Source organism: Spongiactinospora rosea (assembly GCF_003315795.1).
Lineage (GTDB): Bacteria > Actinomycetota > Actinomycetes > Streptosporangiales > Streptosporangiaceae > Spongiactinospora > Spongiactinospora rosea.
In genome coordinates, this window is the sequence record NZ_QMEY01000016.1 from 98,282 (window position 1) to 119,340 (window position 21,059).

Sequence of the window (21,059 nt, forward strand, 5' to 3'; positions counted from 1 at the left end):
TCACCCGTCGATCAGGAACAGGTCCTCGGCGCACGCCGAGGTTCTGATGCGGCTCTTGCGGGGGTTGGCGGCGAGGCCGACCTCCTTGATGGCGCGCTCGATGCGGCCCATCGCCTGCCTCGCTTCGGCATGGCCGGCCGTGAAGGCGCAGTAGTTGTCCACGAAGCGCACGATCCGCAGATCGGAAAGGAGCCGGTCGGCCGGAGCCAGTCGCAGGTTGATCAGGGTCGGTGCCAGCCCTGTACCGGACACCAGCGGGTACGGCAGGCCTGACAGGGCAGTGCGGAATCGGTCCAGAAACCTGCCGTCATGGACATGTTCGGCCAGCCAGCCGGTGACCTCATCGGCGTTCGAGCCCTCGGACACGCGGGCGACGTCCACGTCGGCCACCCAGGTGAACCCTTTGTCGAGGTACGTCATGGCCTGCCGCAGGGCGGTCAGCCGGTTCCGCCGCGGCCGGTAGCCGGACACCCAAGGAGCGAGAACACCGGCTTCGAGGATGTGGTCGATGGCGTTGCGCAGCGCCCGGTGTACCAGGCGGTCCTCAACCGTCGGGATCACGCACACCAGTGGCTTGCCCGTGTAGGTCAGGAACGGGTTGGCCCGAAGCGGCGCCGGTCGCCAACTCCCTTCGCGCAGGGCCACTGCCAACCGTGGAATCCGTACGGCGGCGGCTCTGCGGTAGTCACCCCACGTCACGCCGTCAGCCCCGGGAGAGGAACAGCGACGGCCGCACTGCCGAAGCGCCCGGACGAGATGGACCTCCCCGAGAAACGGCATCAGCGAGTGGGTCTGAGGGAGTACGCTGGTGCCCGCCTGAGCGGCAGGAACGATCCCGGCTTCCCCCTCGGACACTGGCCTGCAACCCAGCACGCGCGGCCCGGGAAGCCCGGAAAGACGGCCCCGCTCAGGTCTGGTCTCAGCGGACACTTGTCCCCTCCAGCAGGATGTGCAGGCGGGTGCTCAGATTCCAGCGCCGGGCAAGGGTCTCGTCCGCTATCTCTCGCATCGCCGTCAGCACCTGCGGTGAACTGGTCGCCTGTGGCATGACCCAGATCGGCGTAAGGCCGTACTTCTCCTCCAGCCTGGCGATCTCTTCCAGATCGGCGGGGCTCTCCACGACGAACTTGAACGCCGTGCGCCCCGAGCTGACGAACATCGCGAGCGCGTCGGGCCTGATCCGCTTGTTTTCCGGGACGCCGGAGTTCGCGAGCTTGGGAGAGACGTTCCACTGCTTCACCGCGTCGAGCAGCCCGCGCGAGGGCACGATGGTGCCGTTGGTCTCGATCTCGACCCGCCGCCGGTTGGCGCGGAACATGTCCGCCAGCCAGACGAGCCGATCCTTCTGAAGCAGCGGCTCCCCGCCGGTGATCACGACCAGCGGCGCGGGGATCGCGAGCACCTCGTGCAGCGCCTGCGCGTCGGTCATCCGGCGTGTGATGGCGGTCAGGTCGTAGCGGCTGGCGTCCCAGCTCTCGGGGGTGTCGCACCAGGTGCAGGTCAGATTGCACCGGCTCAGCCGCAGAAAGGCGGCGAGCTGCCCGGCCGAAGGCCCTTCGCCCTGGAAGGTCGGGCCGAAGATCTCGGTGACGAGAAGGCTCACGGCTCCTCCCGGTACTCGGCCCAGGTGGACGGCGTTTCCGAGACACGAACCGCGCGCAGCAGATGGGCGACGGGCAGGTTGTCCGAGCACCACCTGTACAGGCGTCGTGCGAGCCGTTCACAGGTCGGCTGCTCCAGGATGTCGTTGAGGCAGCGGTGGTCGTAGGTGTCCGCCAGGTGGTCCCGTACCGGGGTCAGCTCGCCGAAGTCCGCGACGAAGCCGTAGGGGTCGAGTTCGTGCGCGGTCAACCGGATCTCGACCACGTAGTTGTGCCCGTGGTCCCTGCGGCACGGGTGCCCCTCGGGCAGCAGGTCGAGCCGGTGGCTGGCGCTGAAGGCGAACCGCTTCGCGATCACGTACACGGCGTCTCCCGGGTTTCGTAGTCGGTGGGGTCGGGGACTCGTGCCAGCGCGAACGCCTCCTTGCGTTCGGTGCACGTACCGCACCGGCCGCAGTGCCGCGCCCCTCCGACGTAGCAGGACCACGTGTCGGCGAACGGGACGCCCAGGTCCGCGCCGAGCCGAACGATGTCCGCTTTGGTCACGTCCATGAACGGCGCGACGACCTGGAAACCGCTCACCGTGAGACCCTCGCTGGCCACGGCGGCCATGCGCCGATAGGCGTAGAGGAAGGACGGCCGACAGTCGGGGTAGATGGGGTGATCGCCCGCGTGCGCGCCGAAGGCGACAGTGTCGGCCTTGACGGAGATGGCCAGGGCCACGGCGACGTCCAGCAGCAGTGCGTTGCGGTTCGGGACCACGGTGGCGCGCATGGAATGGTCGGTGTAGTGCCCGGCTGGGACAGTCGCCTGGTCGTCGGTGAGCGCGGTCCCGGACAGGACCGGCTTGAGGCCGCGCAGGTCGAGGATCACACATTCGGCGTCGAGCGCCTGCGCGAACGCGGTCAGCCGGGACAGCTCGACGCGGTGGCGCTGGCCGTAGTCGATGCCGAGCAGGGTGAGCCGGCCGGTGCCCTTCGCCTGAAGCCAGTAGGCCAGTGTGGTGGAGTCCAGGCCACCGGAGGACACGACGACGGCGTGCCCGGCCTGGCGTTGGGTGGTGATCATGGTTGTCCTCCCCGAGCGGGTGAAGTCAGGAACGACCGCGCATGCGGGCCACTCGAACGGCGGCCCAGGAGCGGAAGAGTCTGCGCCTGCGTACAGGGACTCGGGCTGCTGAAGGGAGTGCGAAGCCGACCGCCTTGCCGGGAATGCCGGTGTCGCACGTTGTTGCGGGGTAGACGCCACAGCGCCCTCCGGAGAGCTGATGGACCATGAGAAGTCCCCGGCCGCTCTCCTGAAACCACATGGCGCGCGGATCGAAGCCGCTCATCCCGCGCAGAAGGCGGGAGACCACGCGCAATTCGGGATCGCCGTCGAAGACTTCGCACCAGACGGGTACGTCGTTCTCGGTGATGATGCGCAGCTCGTACGGTGGGCGGCCGTGCGTCTCCGCGTTCGCCGCCAGCTCGGCCACCGCGATCTCCGCGTCGGCGATTTGTTCAGGGTCCATGTCCGCGTCTTCGGGCGCCTGGCGGACGATCGCCCGGACCTGGTGAGCGGCGGCACCGAGCCGCAGTTCTTGTACGCGTAGGTTCGGGTTCTGGCACGCGATGAAAAGTTCCACGACTTGTCTCCGGGTTCCTGCGGCCGATTGCCCAGCCGGCCGCGTCCATGAGTTAGCGGTGGTGCGGCGTGAGCCTGCTGGTTGCACTGTGCGGCTCACGGTGATCGGCGTGAACGTGTGGCGCAGGTCGGTGTGGCCCATACGTCGGCTTCGAGATTGGTCCCGGCATGCTCAGCGGTTGCGAGGAGTGCGGGCGGGAAGTCCGTCTCCGCCGGGAATCGTGGACGCGCATCGAACGGTCTCCTAGCTGGCTGATGCTCCACCCTGTGCGTGGTCGCATGCGGCTGGACGTCAACGTGCACAGCAGATCACTGCAACACTGACCATACTGCCTTTCCGATAAGGCGGCAAGGAGTTGGCGGCTTATGGCCATACCACCTCCTCGCTAAGGTGGTATGGAGGAGATCGACTACTGAAGGGCAGGCCATGGCAGACGAACGGACCTGGATCAACGCGTCTGCGCCGTACATGGACCCTCGCCCGGGCCGGGCGGATGCATGGACGGACGAAGCCGCCCAACGCGGGCATGTCGGCATGCAGCAACTCCGCGAAGTAGCGGAGGTGGAGGCCCCGCCGGAGGTCGCGGAGGCATTCGACACACCTTCGGGCGATGCCGTTGTCGTTCGCCGCCGAGTCGTACTGCTCGATGGACGCCCCGTGGAGCTGGTCGACTCCTACTACCCGTCAACGGTGGCCCGCGGTACCCGTATCGCCGACCCTCGCAAGGTGCCGGGCGGCGTTGTCACTCTGCTTGCGGAGATGGGCTACCGCCCGGAGAGCATCGAAGAGGATGTCCATGCGCGACCAGCAAGCACACAAGAACGTCAACTGCTGCACCTCGGCGAGCGGGACTGGGTGCTCGTCCTCGCCAGGCTCTTGCGGACCCGGGGCGGCATGCCGTACGAGATGAGCGTCATGACGATGTCCGCCTATGAGCGTCACCTGCGCTATAAAATCTACTCATAGAAATCGGGGTATGTTCTTTGGCCAGCCATTCGGACACGCGGCCTCGGCACCAGCAGATTGCGGCCGATCTGCGGGCGCAGATCATGGCCGGTATCCTCACGCCAGGAACCCAACTTCCGTCCACGCAACAACTGGTCGAGCGATACGCGACAGCCAACGCAACGGTGCAACGCGCGCTGTCCATCCTCAAGGAGGAGGGACACCTTTACGGCAGGGCGGGCAAGGGCGTCTATGTGCGAGATCGCCATGTCTTCGTGGTGGAGGCGGAGGCGTACTTCGCTCCCTCATCAGGGGGCTACAGCTACCGCATCCTGGACGTGGCCGAAGTGCAGGCGCCGCCCGACGTCGCTGATGCGCTGGGCGAAGAGCGGGCAATCCTTCGACACCGCCTGACCATGCACGATGGTGACCCGGTCGAACTGTCCTGGTCCTATTACCCTACGAGCATTGCGGCTTCTTCGGTTCTGGCGGGACGGGGGAAGATCTCCGGCGGGGCTCCGGTCGCTCTCGCCCAGTTGGGATATCCACAGGTCGAGTTCACGGACCGGGTATCCACTCGGCCGCCGACATCAGACGAGGTCGAGGGCCTGGCCTTGCCGGAAGGCGTCCCTGTGATCAGGCAGTTCAGAGTTATTTTTTCGCATGACAAGCGCCCGGTCGAGGTGTCGATCATAATAAAAGGTGGTCACCTCTACGAGCTTATGTATCGTCAGATCATCAATTGAGCAATACATGTTCTGGCAGCCGCCGCAGGCGACCTCTCCGGTTTCTGCGAGGCGTCGGTCGGGGCAGCACGAGCCGCTCTCACCCGGTTGAGCGATCCACCGGCAGGTATGGCCGGTTGCGGTACACCGAGATGGTGGACACGAAGGCGTAGCGCTCTGTGGCGGGTGCAAGGGCCCGTGCCACGTTGCCCACCACGGCCGGTACGGCACCAGCGACATCCAGGACCACGTCCCAAGGTCCAGAAACCGCGAGCCGGGCGAGGTCCGCATCCCGTTCCCAGTCTCCCTGGATGAAGGGCTTGCTCGGCAGAGGGGCGGTACTGTGGCCTCGGTTGATGGTATGACCTTCACCCTCGTCCTAGGGCATCAGCGACGATTGCACGCCCGACGAACCATGAGCCACCGGTATGAGCATCCGCACGACCACAGGATGCGGTCCGACCATCCCGTGGATCGACCGGTTCGCACATCCCGGATGGGCCGGAAACGGCCGAAGGCCGGGGCCGCTCAGGCGGCGGCTCCCGGCATGTCGACGTGGAGATGGGCTATTCGGCGGGGACCGGGGTGTAGGTGAGGATGATCACGCCGGTGCTGTGGACGTCGGTGCCCGCCAGGGTGAACTTGCGCTGTGCCCCGTCGCGGTACAGCAGGTCGCTCGGCTTGGCCTTGCCGGACAGTACCGGGTGCAGCCAGATCCGCAGCTCGTCCAGCAGGTCGTTCTCCAGCATCAGCCGGGTCACCGGGCCGAAGCCGTACTGCAGGATGTTGCCCTCGGTCTTCTCCTTCAGCTCCCTGATCCGCGCGGCCACGTCGCCGGAGATGACCTGCGAGTTGTTCCAGCTCGGGTCCTTCAGCGTGGTGGAGACGACGTACTTCGCGATCGAGTTCATCCGGTCTGAGAAATCATCGGCCCCTGCGCGCTCCGACCAGACCGGCGCGAATCCCTCGTACGTCTCGCGCCCCATGATCAGGGCGTCGGTGCCCTCCATCTGCTCCTGCGCCGACCGCCCGGCGTCCTCGCCGAAGTAGTCGAAGTGCCAGTCCTGCATGTTGGCGATGTCGCCATCGAGGGTCATGTACGTGGCGTTGATGATCTTGCCCATGATTCGGTTCCTCTTCCAGAATTCGGTATGTCGTACGTCAGGAAACGGGGGAGGCCGAGGCCCGCACGTGTTCGGCGAGCCGGTCGATCAGTTCGAGCCAGCCTTCCCGTGTCTGTTCCGCGCGTTCCCGGCCGTCGCCGGCGGCGGCGTTCAGGTGGACGCGCATCCGCGTGCCGCCCGCGTGTTCCTCCAGCGTGAGCGTGACCACGGACGGCGGCCCGTCGCCGGGATCGTCCGGGTCGCCCGCGGTGAACACCAGCCGGTACGGCCCTGCCACCTCACGGTAGACGCCCCCGATCGTGATCTCGAAGCCGTCCTCTCCGAGCATCGTGGCCTGCCATGCGCCTCCGGGCCGGACGTCCAGTACGACCCGTTCGGCCGGTGTCGCGAAGATGCGCGGACCGAACCAGCGCGCGAACCGCTCCGGCCGGGTCCAGGCCGCGTACACCTGGTCCGGGCCGGCCGCGAGATCGCGGACCATCTCCTGCTCGGCGCTCTGCATCGTGGTCGTCCCTCCCGGATCTCCGGTGGCTTGCCGGATCCCCTCCGGCCACTCCCCACATTGCCGGGGACCACTTACGGTTCCGCTTAGAAGTTCTTAAGGTCCGGTGCGAAGGGCCGGAAGCCGGCCGGAGAACAGCGGCCCGCCGATGATCGGGTCTCCACCGGCAGAAGTACGACGATGCCCCACAAGGGGGCCATCACGATGATGCCGACCAAGGCCGGAATCGAGGCGTGGCCGGTCAGACACACTGGAAGTCCTTGCCACGTCCCGCCCGTGGGACGGCTTCAGATGATCGGCGCTATCAGCAAGGCGGTGGCGGGCCTCGGTGTCATCCCGGCCATCAGGCCGACGGCCCGTGCCGGAGTGATGACCGCCAGCAGGCCGACGGCCCGCGACGGCGGGTTGATCGCCCTCAGTAGCTCGACGGCCCGCGATGGATCGATGGCCGTCAGCAGTTCGGCGCCCCGCGACGGGTCGATGGCCGTCAGCAGTTCGGCGGCCGGCTTCGTGTTCATGACCGTCAGCAGTTCGGCGGCCAGGGCCGGGGCCGTGGCCGCGAGCAGTTCGGCGGCAGCCGCCGGAGGCATGATCTCCATGTGTCCGGCCGTACGCCTGATGTACTCGTCGTGGGCCGATTCCGGACCGCCGGACATGCTTTCCAGTCGCGTGTCACCGCTGGCGCTGGCGCGCTGCCAGGCGGCCTGCCAGTGTCTCAGTCCGGCCGGGCCGATGCCGCAGGCCAGGACGAAGGCGAGGATCACCTCCCAGCGAGGGAGGACCTTGCCGGATTCGGCGTTGCCGGCGGTGCTGCGGGGCAGTTCGAGGCCGTGATCGGCCCGGGCTCGCCGTCCCAGCTCGCGGAGCGACGGCTTTCCTGAAGCTATACGCAGTTTGCGTAGCTCGCGGGCCAGGTCGGCTTTCGTGGTGACCGAGCCGGGGTCGGCTTCTACGCCCGGACGGTAAGGACGTGCCGGGGCGTGGCGTGGTAAATGGTCCACCATCCCTCAAGGATGGCAGACCATTATCCTCCACTCCCAATGGCTTCTCTTTGCAGAAATCCACAATATTTGCTGTTGGGGGCCAACAATTGCGGCCCCCTTGCGGCTTGTCTTGTCCCAAGATCGCCTATAGGCGCTGGGCGTGTCCGCGTTGTGCGCGGTTCATCCGTGATCCCTGTGCCGGTCGGACGATCGCCGCTTTCCTGGCCTCACCATGCCCGCCCACCGGGCAGGCGCTGGGCCGGAGAGGAAAGGGCGATCTCATGGCACGTTCCCGGCGGAGTTGCGCGGCGCCTTCCGCCACGACGCGTCTGGTGCGGGTCGCCGGTACCGGCGCGGCCGTACTCGGTGCCCCGGCCGCCGCCTGGCTGGCCGATCCCCGCCTTGGCGTCCTGGTGTCCGGCGCCGGCCTGGCGCTGGTCGTCATCATCGCCCTGGCCGCGTTGTTCGGCTCGCACCGGATCAGCGAACGCGCGTTCCGGCTCCTGCGCTGGATCACCGGCCGCGCCGAGCCCCGCGCCCCGGCGCCTCGGAAACCGGCTTCCCCGCCATCAGGCCCAGCCGGACCTCCCTGACCACTCCCGGGCGGGGATCCCGCGCGGCTACGGAATCTGCTCGAAGAACCAGTTGGCGATCTCCTTGGTCATCGCGCTGTGCTCGGTGTTGGTGGAGGAGAGCATGAAGCGGTCCAGCTCGCTCTCGTCGGTGGACAGTTCGCTGATGTCGGTGTACAGGTCCGTGTCGGTGAGGATGTCGCGGACCGCGACCGCGCTGACGGACGGGACGAAGTTGACGTCGGGGTAGGGGCACTGGACGTCCGGGTCGATCTCCTTCAGGTACTCGGCCGCGATGCCGAAGGAGGCCAGCGTGCCGCCGGGGGCCGAGTCCGCGCGGGCGAGCCCGCTGGTCTTCTTCTCGAAGCTCTGGGTCAGGAAGCGCAGTGCGGCGACCACGAAGTCGTCGGTGTTGTCCTGCGCGTAGAGCCGCAGGCCCAGGTTCGCGGTCTCGCTGCTCAGGGTGAGCGCGCCGGGCGGGATGCCGTTGCCGACGCCGTTGCCCGCGCCGTTGGCGATGCCGAGCTTGATCGGCTGGCGCGGCCAGCCGCCGTACCGGCGCAGGTCGTCCAGGAACTGCCGGCGCAGCGGGTCCTGGGCGGGGTCGGCGACGAACGTCTCGGTGTGCAGTGCCAGGAGCTGACGGGCGGCGGGGCTGTTGACCTGCTCGCGCAGCTTCGGCGCGATCGACTCGGCGATGTGCGCCAGCGCCTGCAGCGAGATCGGGATCCACGCGCCGCGGTGCGGGCTGTCGAACGACACGTACGTGCCCACCTCGCCGTGCAGGAGGTCGTCGTGCTCCATCTTGGCCAGCGCGTAACGGGTGACCAGGCCGCCCATGCTGAAGCCGCCGACGATCAGGTCGGCGCTGCCCTGGCGCTGGGTGACGGCCTGGGAGATGGCGGCCGTCGCGGCCTCGGCGTTGTCCTGGATGGCCGCGCTGCGCTCGTCGTACCCGACGATGACCAGGTCGTAGTCGCGGTTGTGCAGTTCGGAGATGAACGGGAACGCGAGGTTCTGCATCCGGTGGTACAGCTCGTCGCGGTTGCTGCGGCCCAGCGAGAACCCGTCGGCCAGTACGACCGGCCGGGTCAGCACCCTGTGCCGGGGCGCCTGGTAGACCCACGCCACCCCGCCGGGCAGCGGCCAGGTCTCCCGGGGCTCGGGCGACGGCGGATATTCGGCGGACGGATCTTCCGTGAGAAGCCAGTTCTCGATCCCGGCCATTGTCTCCCTTTCCTGGAAATGGCGAATCCGATGCTCTGATGACCGCATGACATGCACAAAGACATCTGGTCGCGGCGGCTTATGCCCTGGAGTGGCACGTTCCAGCATCCGTTGCGGAATCGCCTACGTCACTAGCTCGATGTGTCCACAAATGGACATTCGGCAAAGGGCCACGACATGGCTGTCACAATCGACGACCACTAATCAAAAAGTGGGATATAAAGTGGCCATTTTCCCTGCGCGTTCCCGGTGGCCGGCCACCGGGCGGCCCGGATCAGTCTCGGGCGGGCGGTGCCAGGCGGGCCATCCGGTGCAGTTCGGCGGTCTGGGTGACGGAGATGTCCTCGGCGATCTCGCGTACCTTGGGGTGCGCGCCCGCCGCGATGACCTTGGCGGCCATCGTGATCGCGCCCTGGTGGTGGGCGGTCATCAGGCTGATGTAGAGCCGGTCGAAGGCCGTGCCCGTGGCCGCCCGCAGCTGTTCCAGTTGTGCGGGGGTGGCCATGCCCGGCATGCCCTGGTGCGCGGTGTGATGGTCGGGTACCTGCTGGCCCTGCTCGCGTAGCCAGCCGGCCATCATGGCGATCTCGGGGCCCTGGACGTCCTCGATCCGGGCGGCCAGGCGCTTCAGCGCGCCCGAGGACGCCCGGGTGGGTGCGAGCAGGCTCATGTCGATGGCCTGCCGGTGGTGGATCACCATGTCCCGGACGAACCGGACGTCGGCCGCGTTCGCCGTGGGTGCGGGGACGGCGGTCGCCGCCTCATTCGGGGCGAGCGTCCTGGCGGGCTCGCCCGGCTCGCCGGGGGCGATCACCGGGGCCGTCCCGGCGGCGGTGTACGGGGGCCGGGTGGTCGCGGGCGCGGCGGTGCATGCGCTGGTCAGTGCGGCTGACAGGGCGAGCGCGGTGAGTACGGCGACGGGGGAGGACGTGGGGCGCACGTCACCTCCTCATTCCATCACCTGGCCGTTAATTGTGACTTAACGTACATGACCGAATTGCCACACATGACAGGCCGAGCATGCACTCTAACCCCATACATCGCATCTCGTAAAGGTGGCAGACAAGTACTTTTCTTGACACATTGCCTCCTAGCTGCCCCACCCGATCTGCGGAAGACTTTGCGTATTTCTGTGCACATACACAGTGTGTGTGGGAGCAAGGAGGTCCTTCGTGTTCACCCTCATAAGGGCCGGTTTGGCAGGTCGGGTGGTCGCCGCGGTCGGCGCGGCGGCGGCACTCGTGCTGTCGGCGTTGCCCGCACAAGCCCTGGAGATCCCAGGGCCTGAAGAGATCGTGATGAGCCCCAACGTGGCTCACGTCGCGAACATCCCCAAGCCGACGCCGATCACGAACACCATCAACACCGACATCGCCTTCAGCGGCAACTACGCATATGTCGGTAACTATGGTGGGTTCTCGATCTACGACATCCGCAACCCCAGGAAGCCCGCCGCGGTCAGCTCGGTCGTGTGCCCGGGCTCGCAGATGGACGTGTCCGTCTACGGCAACCTGCTGTTCGGATCGGTGGACGCGTCCAGAAACGACGATTCGTGCAACAGCACCTCCCAGAGCCCGACGATCGCCTCGTCGTGGGAGGGCGTCCGGATCTTCGACATCAGCGACAAGGCCAACCCGAGGTACATCAAGTCCGTCGAGACGGACTGCGGGTCGCACACGCACACGCTCGTCCCGGACCGGCGGCACAAGGCCGTCTACATCTACGTCTCCTCCTACCTTCCGGCTGCCGACTACCCGAACTGCCGGCCGCCGCACGACAAGCTCACGATCATCAAGGTCCCGCTGAACAAGCCGACCGAAGCGACCATCGTGAGCACGCCCGTCGTCTTCCCTGACGGCGGCAACGAGACCCAGCCCGGCCTGCTCCTGCCGACCACGGGCTGCCACGACATCACCGCCTACCCGGAGAAGGGCATCGCGGCGGGCGCCTGCATGGGCGACGGTGTGCTGTTCGACATCTCCGACCCGGAGAACCCACGGGTCACGGCCAGGACCACCGACCCGAACTTCGCCTTCTGGCACTCGGCGACCTTCAACAACCGCGGCAACAAGGTCGTCTTCACCGACGAACTGGGCGGAGGCGGCGGCGCCACCTGCAACGAGGCCACCGGTCCCAACCGCGGCGCGGACGCGATCTATGAGATCCACCGCGGCCGGCTGGTCTTCAAGAGCTACTTCAAGATCCCGCGCCACCAGGCCGACACCGAGAACTGCGTCGCGCACAACGGCTCACTGATCCCGGTCAGGGGCAAGGACATCATGGTGCAGGCGTGGTACCAGGGCGGCATCTCGGTCTGGGACTTCACCGACTCGGCCCGGCCCCAGGAGATCGCCTACTTCGAGCGCGGCCCGTTCTCCGTGCCGTTCAGCGCGGGGTACTGGTCCGCGTACTACTACAACGGCTACATCTACGGGAGCGAGTTCAACAAGGGCTTCGACGTCCTGAAGATCAACGACAAGCGCACCAACCAGGCGAACGGCGTCAGGATGCAGACCCTGAACGTCCAGACCCAGCAGTCCTATCCCGACCGCGGCCACGGCTGGCCCTGGGACTGACCCACCCTCACTCCTCCCGGTCTCCGACCCTGGGCTCCGGGCCCGCCCCGACTGGCGGCAGGCCCCTTCCAGGGCCGGTGACCGGGCCTGGAACGGTGGCGCCGGGACCTGACACGTAGTGATCCGGTGACGGATCGCCGTGGAATCGGCATCACCCTGCGATCGCGCCAACCCAACGGTTCCGTAACCTCCGCCGCTGTCATCTCGACAGATGGCCGTAAACACGGTTTCGTCATAGGCGGCATCTCCCCGGGCGGCGGCTCCGTCCGGCCAGTCACCTCGGAGCCGTGGTCCGGATCAAGGGGGACACCGGATAAAACGGGGACCGCCCGCGTAGCCTCTCCCTCATACGCGGGCGGTCCCCACTCCCCCTAGTGCGAGCAATGCCCCATCGCCCGCTTTGACTACACGTGCCCGTGATTACGGGCTCTATGCCGGAATGTGGCATCAATCTCAGGCAGGCGGGACGAATCCTCCCGGAGTGGGCCCCGGATCGCCGCTGACGTGGCCGTTTCCGGCCACTAGCCCACCATGCCCACCGGGGGGCGGGGTGTAGGCGGGCGCGGCCGGTGGCCCCGCCGGGGGCGCGGGAGCCGGGGCGTGCTGTGACTGCTGCCGGGCCAGGCGCATGCCCTCGCGGCGGTGACGCTCGGCGAGCACCGCGGAGAGGTAGGCGTGCGGCGGGACCTGGGGGGGCGGGGGCGGCGAGACGAAAGTGGCCACCTGGGCGGCGATGCGCATCCCCATCTCGTGCTGGATCTGCGGGGCGAGCTGGTGGAAACGGACGAGGTACTGCCTGGCGGTGCTCGCGACCTCGCCGGGGAGGGCGGAAAGCTCCAGCCCGGTGGCCCAGGCGGCGAGCTGGGGCGGCATCGCGGCGGGCAGCGAACGGTCGCGCGGCCCGCGCTCGGAGATGACGACCGTGCCCGCGAAGATGTCGCCGAGGCGCTTGCCGCGCTCGGAGATCAGCGAGGTGATCAGCGCCGGGGCGCCGGCGAGCAGCCAGATCTCCGGCACCGCCGCCAGGGCGCGGAAGAGCGCCTGCCGGAAGCGCTCCGGGCCGCCGTCGTCGCTCACCACCCGCAGACCCATGGCGAGCTTGCCGAGGCTTCGCCCCCGTGACAGCGTCTCGAAGATGACCGGGTAGCCCACGATCACCAGCGCGCTGAACAGGATGGACAGCGCCGCGAACAGGGCGGGGTCGGCGCGCAGGCCGACATTGCCGACCAGGGCGAACACCGCGTAGAGCAGCACACCCTGCACGACCACGTCGATGAACAACGCCACCGCTCGGCTGGGGACCTGGGCGAACCGCACCTCGACGACCACGGCCTCGCCGGTCACGACATCGGACACGCCAAGAAGCCTACCGACCAGCCCGCGCCCCGGCCGGGCAATGCGCCCGCCCTGTGGAAAACCCGCCGCCTCGGGCTCCGGCCCCCTGTGGACAACCCGGAAACGAGGGGACGGCCTTCGCGCCCACAGGCGGTCCGGACGGGAATAGGCTCGGTCCGTGGACATCGACGCGTTCGTCATGGCGCACCGCGGGACATGGGACAGGCTGGAGCACCTGATCCGCCGCAAGGGGTCCCTCACCGGGCGCGAGGTGGACGAGCTGGTGGACCTTTACCAGCGGGTCGCCACCCACCTGTCGATCGTACGGTCAGGATCCACGGACGCTGTTCTGGTCGGCAGGCTGTCCAGCCTGGTCGCCAGGGCGCGGTCCGCCGTCACCGGGGCGCACACGCCCGCATGGCGGGAACTGGCCCGGTTCGTGACGGTGACCTTCCCGGTGGTCGCCTACCGGGCGCGGTGGTGGTGGCTGGCGACCGCGGTCGGGTTCTGCGCCGTGTCGGCCGTGCTCGGGTTCTGGGTGGCGGGCGACCCGGAGGTACGGGCTTCGCTCGGACCGCCCGAGATGATCGAGCAGTTGGTCGAGCACGAATTCGCCGACTACTACTCGGAGAACCCGGCGGCGTCCTTCGCCGGCCAGGTCTGGGTCAATAACGCGTGGCTGTCCATGCAGGTCATCGCGTTCTCCATCTTCTTGGGGCTGCCCATTCCGTGGGTGCTCTGGATGACCGCCTCCAACCTCGGCGTCTCAGGGGGCCTGATGGCGGCGCACGGCAGGCTGGACATCTTCTTCGGGCTGATCACCCCGCACGGCCTGCTGGAGCTGACCGCGGTGTTCCTGGCGGCGGGGGCCGGGATGCGGCTCGGCTGGACCGCGGTCGATCCGGGTCCGCGCAGACGCGGCGAGGCGCTGGCGGAACAGGGGCGCGCGGTGATGAGCGTGGCGCTCGGGCTGATCGTGGTGCTGCTGGTGTCGGGGCTCATCGAGGCCCTGGTGACGCCCTCCAGCCTGCCCACCTGGGCCAGGGTGGCGGTGGGCGTGGTCGCCGAGGCGGCCTTCCTGGCGTACGTGTTCGTGTACGGCCGACGAGCCCTCCGCCGCCAGGAAACAGGCGACATAGAACGCGCCCCAGATTATGCCCCTGCGAGTTGATTGCGCTCGCTCCGCTCGCGCGGGCCTGCGCGAGCGAAGCGAGCGCCATGTGCTCTTCCAAGTGACGCACCCGCCGTAACCACGCACGGCCCGGGCGCGGTCGTGTCCGGAGTGACGAGCGATGGAGTGAGGAACGAGCGACTGAGCGAGGAGCGGAGGACGCGACCTTGAAGGCGCCCGGGCCCTGCGCGAGCGAAGCGAGCGCCATAAACACAGCGAGCGCCATAAGCACAGCTACAAGCGACCCGTGGCCTTGAGGGCCAGGTAGGCGTCGGCGAGGGCGGGGGCGATCTCGTCGGGGGGTGCGTCGACCACCTCGACGCCGTGGCGGCGGAGGCGGGCGGTGATGGCGCGGCGGTCGCCGGTCAGGTGTTCGGCCGCGGCGGCGTCGTAGACCTGTTCGGCCGTACTTCGGCTCGCCGCCATGGCCGCGACCCGGGGGTCGGAGACGGCGGCGACCAGGACCAGGTGGCGGGAGGAGAGCTGCGGAAGTACCGGGAGCAGGCCTTCTTCCAGCGATGCGGAGTTGAGGTCGGTCAGCACCACGACCAGGCAGCGGCGTTTGGCGCGGGCCAGCACGGCGGCGACCATGCCCGCCGCGTCGGCCTCCACGAGCTCGGCCTCGATCGGGGCCATCACGTTGACCAGCGCCGACAGCAGTTCGGTACGCCCCGCGCCGGACACCCACGCCCGCACCGCGCGGTCGTAGGCCAGGAAGTCGACCCGGTCGCCCGCGCGGGCGGCGAGCGCGGCCAGCAGGAGGGCGGCGTCCATGGACCAGTCCAGCCGCGGCCACCCCGGCGGGACGAGGTCGCCGCCGAGGTCCTGGACGGTGGCCGCGGTACGCGCGACCGCCCCGGCCAGCGGGACGGGAGCGGCGCCCACGCGCCCGGCGGAGGTGCGGCCGGTGTCGAGCACGATCAGTACCCTGCGGTCCCGCTCCGGCCGCCAGGTGCGGACCACGACGTCGTGCCTGCGCGCGGTGGCCCGCCAGTCGATCGAGCGTACGTCGTCGCCCACGACGTACTCGCGCAGCGAGTCGAACTCGGTGCCCTGCCCGCGCACCAGCGCAGGGTGGACGCCCTCCAGCTCGCGCAGCCGGGCCAGCCGCGCGGGCAGGTGCTTGCGGCTGAGGAACGGCGGCAGCACGCGTACCGTCCACGGCACCGTGTGCGACCCCTGCCGGGCGGCGATCCCGAGGGGCCCGAGCGCGCGTACGGTGACCTTCACCGCGTCCCGGTCGCCGCGGCGGGTCGGCGACAGGGTCAGCGTGAGCCGCCGGGACTCGCCGCCGGGGACGTCCAGCGGCAGGTGCCGGGGCGTGGCCCCGGCCGATGGCGGCCAGGCGTCGCGCAGTACCCCGCGTACGCGCCTGCGGCCCGGGTTGTCCACGATGAGGTCCACCCGGGCGGTCTGGCCCAGCCGTACCAGGTGGTCGCCGTCGCGGCGGAACCGCAGCGGGCGTACCGCCCCGGCCAGCACCAGATCGGCGAGCACCAGCCCGGCCAGCAGCAACAGCCCCCCGGCCAGGGCGAGCGCGGGGCGGGGCGCGACCAGGACGACCACCGCCAGCAGTACGGCGAGCAGCCCGGCCCGCCCGGTCAGCGCCACGGCGTGCCCCCCTCGGAGGAAGTGTTCATCGCGGAACGGGGACCGAGGCGAGGATGCCGTCGAGCAGGCCGTCGGCGGTGGCGCCCTCCAGCTCGGCCTCCGGGCGGAGCTGGACGCGGTGCCGCAGGGTGGGCCGGGCCAGCGCCTTGACGTCGTCGGGCGTGACGTACGCCCGGCCGGACAGCCAGGCCCAGGCTCGCGCGGCCGACAGCAGGGCGGTCGCGCCGCGCGGCGAGACGCCGAGCTGGAGCGAGGGGGACTGCCGGGTGGCCCGGGCCAGGTCCACCACGTACGCGAGGACTTCCGGGGCCACGTGCACCTGGGACACCGCCGCGCGTCCGGCCGCCAGGTCCGCGGCCGAGGCGACCGGCTTGATGTCGCTCAGGTCGCGCGGGTCGAAGCCCCGCGCGTGGCGTTCCAGCACCGCGATCTCCTGGTCGCGGGGCGGGAGCGGCACGGTCAGCTTGAGCAGGAACCGGTCGAGCTGGGCCTCGGGAAGCTGGTAGGTGCCCTCGTACTCCACCGGGTTCTGGGTCGCGCACACCACGAAGGGGTCGGGCAGGGCCAGCCCCTGGCCGTCCACGCTGACCTGCCGTTCCTCCATCGCCTCCAGCAGAGCCGCCTGTGTCTTGGGCGGGGTGCGGTTGATCTCGTCGGCGAGCAGCAGGTTGGTGAACACCGGTCCCTGGCGGAACTCGAAGGCGGCCGTGCGCGCGTCATAGACCAGCGACCCCGTGACGTCGCCCGGCATCAGGTCGGGGGTGAACTGCACGCGCTTGAAGTCGAGCGACAGCGCCGCCGACAGCGCGCGTACCAGCAGCGTCTTGGCCACCCCCGGCACGCCTTCGAGGAGCACGTGCCCCCGGCAGAGCAGCGCGATGACCAGGCCGGTGACCACCGCGTCCTGGCCGACCACGGCCTTGGCCACCTCCGCGCGCAGCGCTGCGAGCGCCGACAGCGCGCCTTCCGCGGCGGTGTCTGGTGTGCTCACGTATCTCGAACCTGCCTCTCCAGAGTGTCCAGGTATGCGGCGAGTGCGACGAGCCCCGCGTCGTCGGCGGGCGGCGGCCCGTACAGGGCGCTTCTCACCTGATGGGCATCCTGCCCGGTCCGCCCGGCCAGCGCGGCCGCGATGACCTCGGGGCCCGCGTCGGCGGTGAGCCCGAGCCGGGCGACCAGCCGGTGCAGCGTGCCCGCGCGCAGCGCCGCCGACGCCCTGTCACGCGCCCTGCGAGCCCTGTAGAGGCGGCCACGGCCCTCAACGGTCTCGGCGGCCCGTATGGCCACGGGCAGCCGCTCGACGACCACGGGGCCGATCCTGCGCGCCCGCCAGGCCGCGACCAGCGCGACCGCGATGACCAGTTGCAGCAGCGCCCAGTACACCCCGGCGGGCACGAGTTCGTAGATGGTCCTGCCGCCCGCCCACACGAGCGCTTCGCGTTCGTCGGGGTCGTCGGGCGGGACCATCCAGATGAGCGTGCGGTGCGATCCGGCCAGGTTCATCGCGAGCGCGGCGTTGCCGTCCTCGCCGAGCCGCAGGTTGGTCATGAACCCGCCGTCGCCGGCGACCGTGATCGTGCGTCCGGCGGAGGTGTAGGAGACGAGCGTGTGCCCGCCGCCGGCGGGGTAGCAGCCGGTCGCCCCGGCGGGCGCGGTCATCGCGAAGCCACCGGTGTAGGCGCTGCCCGCCCGGGCCGCCGCGGCCAGCGCGCAGTGCGGGTCGCGGGAGCGGGTCCGCGCGTCGGCGGTCCACCGCACGCCGGGGGCCAGCGCGGACCGGGTGTAGGTCGCGGGGGCGATCAGCAGCCGGTCGGACGGCAGCGCCGCCAGCCGTTCGAACTGCCCGGGGGGCAGCCTGACCGTGTGCGGCACCAGGAGCAGGGAGTCGTCGTCGGCGACGGCCTCGGCGGCGGTCGCGTCGGAGACGCGTACCACCTCGACGCCCGCCTCGCGCAGCAGCTCGGCCAGCCCCTTCGAGCCGGTCAGCGTGGTGTCGCCGGGGTCGAGTTCGCGGCCCTGGCGGGACTCTCCCGAGATCAGCAGCGCGATCGCGGCGGTCCCGGCGATCAGCAGCGCCACGACCAGCACGCCGCGCCAGCGTCGCCACAGGGCGGCGGGAGACGGGGAGGTGGTCGACGTGCCGGTCACCGGGGCGGCTCCAGCGAGCCGGAGGCCGAGGCCATCGCCGCGGGCCTGGCCTTGCCGATGCGTTCGTCGAGGTCGCGCAGGCCGGCGTAGCCCTCAGCGGTGCCGGGGAGCTGCCCGTACGTCACGTCGTCGAAGACGCGGGCGGCGGAACGCAGGCCGGTGGCGAAGGCGGGCAGCGCGCGCCCGGCCTCCTCCGCCAGCTCGGCCGCCGTACGGCCGGGCCCCGGGTCGAGCACCGCCCGCTCCTCCAGGTCCCTGGCGATGGCCCGCAGGCGCTCGCGGACGGCTTCGGCGTAGCGGCCGTCGGCGGCGTGCCGTTCGGCCGCCGCGCGGTGCTCGGCCGCGGTCAGCACCCGCTCGCCGAAGATGCCCTCAGGGGCCGCGGCGGCCCGCGCCCGCGTCGCCCGCCTGGAACTCCACACCAGCAGCCCGGCCAGCGCGGCCAGGATCAGGACCAGGCCGATCGCGGACAGCGGGACGGTGTCGCCGTCGCCGCCCAGCGAGTCGGCCAGGTCGCCGAGGAACTGCCGGACGTGCCGCACGATCATGTCGATGAACGGCTCGCGCTGGTATCCGTCGGAGACCAGCTCGCGCGCAGCGCGCTCGGCGGCCTCCTCGCGGGCGACGTCGACGGGGCTCACGGCTGCCCGTAAGAAGGCGGCCCGCCCGCCGGCCCGTTCCCGCGCCCGTCCTGTCCGTAGCCGGGGACCCACAGGTCGTCCGCCGAGGCGGGCACCTGGCCCTGGCGCTGCTGTTCGATGGCCGCCGTCTGAAGCACCAGGTCGAACGCCTCGGTGCGCATCCGCCGGTCGGCGTACAGGAGGCCCGCGACGCCCGCCTGGATCGGATAGGAGATCATCGCGGCGATCGTGCCGCCGATGGTGAAGAGCAGGGTGGCGAGGAGGATCGATCCGGATGACCCCCCGCCGGTGGAGCCGACGATGGCACCGATGGTGGCGAAGGGGATGTTCAGGACATAGCTGATGATCAGCACGATGAGGTACGCGAGCAGCAGGATGCCGAGCGTCCGCCAGAACCCGCCGCTGACCAGCCGCCACGAGCGCCGCATGGAGTCGACCGGGCCGCGCCGTTCGAGCACGACCGCCGGTGCGGCGAACGCGAGACGCACGTAGATGAAGATCGCCCACACGATGTACAGCAGCATGAAGAGCACCATGGCCAGCAGGAACGTCGCGTAGTCGCTGGTCCCCCCGGCCATCGCGAACATCAGCGGCACGATGAGGACGAGCGGCGCGAGCATGATCAGGCCGGAGAGGACGGTCATGCCGAACAGCGCGGGCAGCCGCGGGAGGACCGACCGCCACGCCTCACCCGCCGTGATCTTCCCGCCGAAGACCGCGCGGCCGAGGATGCGCGTCAGGATGCCGGTGAGCACGGTGGTCACGACGAACGAGATGACCGTGGCCAGCAGGGTCGCGCCGTACTGTCCGAGGATGCCGCCCGTCTGCGCCGCCGTGCCCGTGTTCAGCAGCGTTTCGAGGCCGCGGGCGAAGAACGCCTGGCCGATGGCCGCGGGGATGCTGGCGATCGCGGCGGCGATCGCCGACAGGCCCAGCACCGCCTTGGGGTTGGAGCGGACCAGCTTGATCGTGCCGTCCAGGATCTCGCCGAGGCCGAGCGGGCGCAGCGGGATGATCCCTGGCCGGGGCGCGTAGGTCTGCTGGTAGCCGTAGGGACCCGGAGGGTACGGCGGCGGCGGGGCGCCGTGACCAGGGGGCGGGCCCGGCATGCCGGGCGGCGGCGGGGGAGGTTGGGGTGCACCCGGGACGGTCCAGGGCGTCGCGCCTGGCCCGCGGTAAGGGGCGGGCTGATCCGCCGCCCAGTTGGGTGGCGGCTCGGGCGGGTTACCGTGACCGTCAGACATATCCCAATCCTGGCACGGTGACCCACGTCATGTGATGATCGTGGAGTGATCGCGCGTGAGGGATGGCCGAAAGGCGCTTTCTTAACGCAGACTGGGTGTGGCAAGGGCCGTCCGGCCCCCACTGGGCGGCTTCAAGGGCGCTCGGGGGCGGAATCCAGGCACGTTCACGTCGCATGCGCCTAAAATTCGGCTTCCGGTGGCTATGGCTTCCGACCCTGTACCGCTGGGCCGCTGGACAAGGGTACCCTTCGACGGATCGTCGGGGTTCGCCCGAATACTCCCAAACTGCGTAGAACAAAGAGGGGCCATGAAAGGACGCGTGCTGGTCGTCGATGACGACGCCGCTCTTGCCGAGATGCTCGGCATCGTGTTGCGCGGAGAGGGGTTCGAGCCTTCTTTCGTCTCTGACGGGGACAAGGCGCTTGACGCCTTCCGCGACACCCGGCCCGATCTGGTCCTGCTCGATCTGATGCTGCCGGGCGCCGACGGCATCGACGTTTGCAGGCGGATCCGCGCCGAGTCCGGTGTCCCGATCGTGATGCTCACCGCCAAGAGCGACACCATCGACGTCGTGCTCGGGCTGGAGTCCGGCGCCGACGACTACATCGTCAAGCCGTTCAAGCCGAAGGAACTGGTCGCGCGGGTGCGGGCCAGGCTCCGGCGTACCGACGAGCCGACGCCGGAGATCCTGCAGATCGGCGACATCACGATCGACGTGGCCGGGCACTCCGTGAAGCGGGGCGAGGAGACCATCAACCTCACGCCGCTGGAGTTCGACCTGCTGGTCGCGCTGGCCCGTAAGCCGCGTCAGGTGTTCACCCGCGAGGTGCTGCTCGAACAGGTCTGGGGCTACCGGCACGCCGCCGACACCCGGCTGGTCAATGTGCACGTCCAGCGGCTACGCGCGAAAATCGAGAAAGACCCCGAGCACCCTGAGATCGTGGTGACGGTGCGCGGGGTGGGTTACAAGGCCGGACCGGCCTGACGGCCGCCCCGCCGACCGCTTGCAACGTTCCCCCGACGACGG

At 69.6% G+C, this 21,059-nt stretch carries 22 protein-coding genes; 6 read left to right on the forward strand and 16 right to left on the reverse strand.

The features are described 5' to 3' along the window. The 5 genes from DP939_RS29760 to DP939_RS45595 form a co-directional block, all read right to left on the reverse strand. A complete protein-coding gene (locus DP939_RS29760; RefSeq protein ID WP_225878578.1) occupies positions 1–645 on the reverse strand; it encodes a reverse transcriptase domain-containing protein in 645 nt (214 codons plus the stop codon). A 274-nt stretch (positions 646–919) separates the two neighbouring features. Continuing rightward, positions 920–1,603, reverse strand: coding sequence for a 7-carboxy-7-deazaguanine synthase QueE (locus DP939_RS29765; protein ID WP_225878579.1), 684 nt, complete (start codon positions 1,601–1,603; stop codon positions 920–922). After that, on the reverse strand, positions 1,600–1,965 hold the full coding sequence (locus DP939_RS29770; RefSeq protein ID WP_113984143.1) for a 6-pyruvoyl trahydropterin synthase family protein: 366 nt from the start codon (positions 1,963–1,965) through the stop codon (positions 1,600–1,602). Before DP939_RS29770 ends, DP939_RS29765 begins: the two co-directional genes overlap by 4 nt. Beyond that, positions 1,956–2,669, reverse strand: a complete 714-nt coding sequence (queC, locus tag DP939_RS29775) for a 7-cyano-7-deazaguanine synthase QueC (RefSeq protein ID WP_113984144.1) — start codon at positions 2,667–2,669, stop codon at positions 1,956–1,958. The genes DP939_RS29770 and queC overlap by 10 nt, the downstream gene beginning before the upstream one ends. A 25-nt stretch (positions 2,670–2,694) precedes the next feature. Then, entirely contained in the window at positions 2,695–3,369 is a 675-nt protein-coding gene (locus DP939_RS45595) for an ATP-binding protein (protein WP_147268193.1), read from the reverse strand. A 285-nt stretch (positions 3,370–3,654) separates the two neighbouring features. On the opposite strand from DP939_RS45595, the gene DP939_RS29785 reads away from it, so the two are divergent. Together DP939_RS29785 and DP939_RS29790 are read left to right on the forward strand one after the other, a co-directional pair. Further along, positions 3,655–4,194 (forward strand): UTRA domain-containing protein, encoded by a 540-nt coding sequence (locus DP939_RS29785; RefSeq protein ID WP_113984146.1) that lies wholly within the window; start codon positions 3,655–3,657, stop codon positions 4,192–4,194. A 17-nt stretch (positions 4,195–4,211) separates the two neighbouring features. After that, positions 4,212–4,919: a GntR family transcriptional regulator gene (locus DP939_RS29790; protein ID WP_113984147.1), complete on the forward strand. Its 708-nt coding sequence runs from the start codon at positions 4,212–4,214 to the stop codon at positions 4,917–4,919. Positions 4,920–5,464: 545 nt separating this feature from the next. Here DP939_RS29790 and DP939_RS29795 read toward each other — a convergent pair. The 3 genes from DP939_RS29795 to DP939_RS29805 all read right to left on the reverse strand — a co-directional run bounded on the left by DP939_RS29795 (position 5,465) and on the right by DP939_RS29805 (position 7,528). Next, the gene (locus DP939_RS29795) at positions 5,465–6,022 is read right to left on the reverse strand and encodes a dihydrofolate reductase family protein (RefSeq protein WP_113984148.1); all 558 of its coding nucleotides are present in this window, start codon (positions 6,020–6,022) and stop codon (positions 5,465–5,467) included. Between the two features lie 37 nt (positions 6,023–6,059). Further along, complete coding sequence (locus tag DP939_RS29800) at positions 6,060–6,524, reverse strand: SRPBCC family protein (protein ID WP_113984149.1); 465 nt, start codon at positions 6,522–6,524, stop codon at positions 6,060–6,062. A 287-nt stretch (positions 6,525–6,811) separates the two neighbouring features. Beyond that, on the reverse strand, positions 6,812–7,528 hold the full coding sequence (locus DP939_RS29805) for a magnesium transporter MgtE N-terminal domain-containing protein (protein ID WP_113984150.1): 717 nt from the start codon (positions 7,526–7,528) through the stop codon (positions 6,812–6,814). 311 nt (positions 7,529–7,839) lie between these two features. Here DP939_RS29805 and DP939_RS29810 point away from each other — a divergent pair, with 311 nt between their 5' ends. Next, on the forward strand, positions 7,840–8,100 hold the full coding sequence (locus DP939_RS29810; protein WP_113984151.1) for a hypothetical protein: 261 nt from the start codon (positions 7,840–7,842) through the stop codon (positions 8,098–8,100). Positions 8,101–8,127: 27 nt separating this feature from the next. Here the strand turns inward: DP939_RS29810 and DP939_RS29815 are convergent, their stop codons facing one another. Together DP939_RS29815 and DP939_RS29820 are read right to left on the reverse strand one after the other, a co-directional pair. Beyond that, positions 8,128–9,306, reverse strand: a complete 1,179-nt coding sequence (locus DP939_RS29815; RefSeq protein WP_158578757.1) for an esterase/lipase family protein — start codon at positions 9,304–9,306, stop codon at positions 8,128–8,130. 274 nt (positions 9,307–9,580) lie between these two features. After that, on the reverse strand, positions 9,581–10,246 hold the full coding sequence (locus DP939_RS29820) for a DUF305 domain-containing protein (RefSeq protein ID WP_225878580.1): 666 nt from the start codon (positions 10,244–10,246) through the stop codon (positions 9,581–9,583). A gap of 232 nt (positions 10,247–10,478) precedes the next feature. Here DP939_RS29820 and DP939_RS29825 point away from each other — a divergent pair, with 232 nt between their 5' ends. Next, complete coding sequence (locus DP939_RS29825) at positions 10,479–11,882, forward strand: LVIVD repeat-containing protein (RefSeq protein ID WP_225878581.1); 1,404 nt, start codon at positions 10,479–10,481, stop codon at positions 11,880–11,882. Between the two features lie 453 nt (positions 11,883–12,335). On the opposite strand, the gene DP939_RS29830 is transcribed toward DP939_RS29825, so the two are convergent. Beyond that, the gene (locus DP939_RS29830) at positions 12,336–13,238 is read right to left on the reverse strand and encodes an RDD family protein (RefSeq protein ID WP_225878582.1); all 903 of its coding nucleotides are present in this window, start codon (positions 13,236–13,238) and stop codon (positions 12,336–12,338) included. 157 nt (positions 13,239–13,395) lie between these two features. On the opposite strand from DP939_RS29830, the gene DP939_RS29835 reads away from it, so the two are divergent. Next, on the forward strand, positions 13,396–14,388 hold the full coding sequence (locus DP939_RS29835; RefSeq protein ID WP_113984153.1) for a stage II sporulation protein M: 993 nt from the start codon (positions 13,396–13,398) through the stop codon (positions 14,386–14,388). A 234-nt stretch (positions 14,389–14,622) separates the two neighbouring features. On the opposite strand, the gene DP939_RS29840 is transcribed toward DP939_RS29835, so the two are convergent. Genes DP939_RS29840 through DP939_RS29860 form a run of 5 tightly spaced genes read right to left on the reverse strand, consistent with a single transcriptional unit; the run spans position 14,623 to position 20,032 of the window. Further along, positions 14,623–15,999: a DUF58 domain-containing protein gene (locus DP939_RS29840; protein WP_113984154.1), complete on the reverse strand. Its 1,377-nt coding sequence runs from the start codon at positions 15,997–15,999 to the stop codon at positions 14,623–14,625. Between the two features lie 25 nt (positions 16,000–16,024). Next, positions 16,025–16,990: an AAA family ATPase gene (locus DP939_RS29845; protein ID WP_113984155.1), complete on the reverse strand. Its 966-nt coding sequence runs from the start codon at positions 16,988–16,990 to the stop codon at positions 16,025–16,027. Beyond that, complete coding sequence (locus DP939_RS29850) at positions 16,987–18,147, reverse strand: DUF4350 domain-containing protein (protein ID WP_113984156.1); 1,161 nt, start codon at positions 18,145–18,147, stop codon at positions 16,987–16,989. Before DP939_RS29850 ends, DP939_RS29845 begins: the two co-directional genes overlap by 4 nt. Then, the gene (locus tag DP939_RS29855; RefSeq protein ID WP_199565505.1) at positions 18,144–18,788 is read right to left on the reverse strand and encodes a DUF4129 domain-containing protein; all 645 of its coding nucleotides are present in this window, start codon (positions 18,786–18,788) and stop codon (positions 18,144–18,146) included. Before DP939_RS29855 ends, DP939_RS29850 begins: the two co-directional genes overlap by 4 nt. Beyond that, positions 18,785–20,032 carry a glycerophosphoryl diester phosphodiesterase membrane domain-containing protein gene (locus tag DP939_RS29860; RefSeq protein ID WP_113984157.1) on the reverse strand — a complete coding sequence of 416 codons (1,248 nt, stop codon included), beginning with the start codon at positions 20,030–20,032 and terminating at the stop codon, positions 18,785–18,787. Before DP939_RS29860 ends, DP939_RS29855 begins: the two co-directional genes overlap by 4 nt. A gap of 307 nt (positions 20,033–20,339) precedes the next feature. Here DP939_RS29860 and mtrA point away from each other — a divergent pair, with 307 nt between their 5' ends. Further along, a complete protein-coding gene (gene mtrA / locus DP939_RS29865; RefSeq protein ID WP_030509347.1) occupies positions 20,340–21,017 on the forward strand; it encodes an MtrAB system response regulator MtrA in 678 nt (225 codons plus the stop codon). The last annotated feature ends 42 nt before the right edge of the window (positions 21,018–21,059 follow it).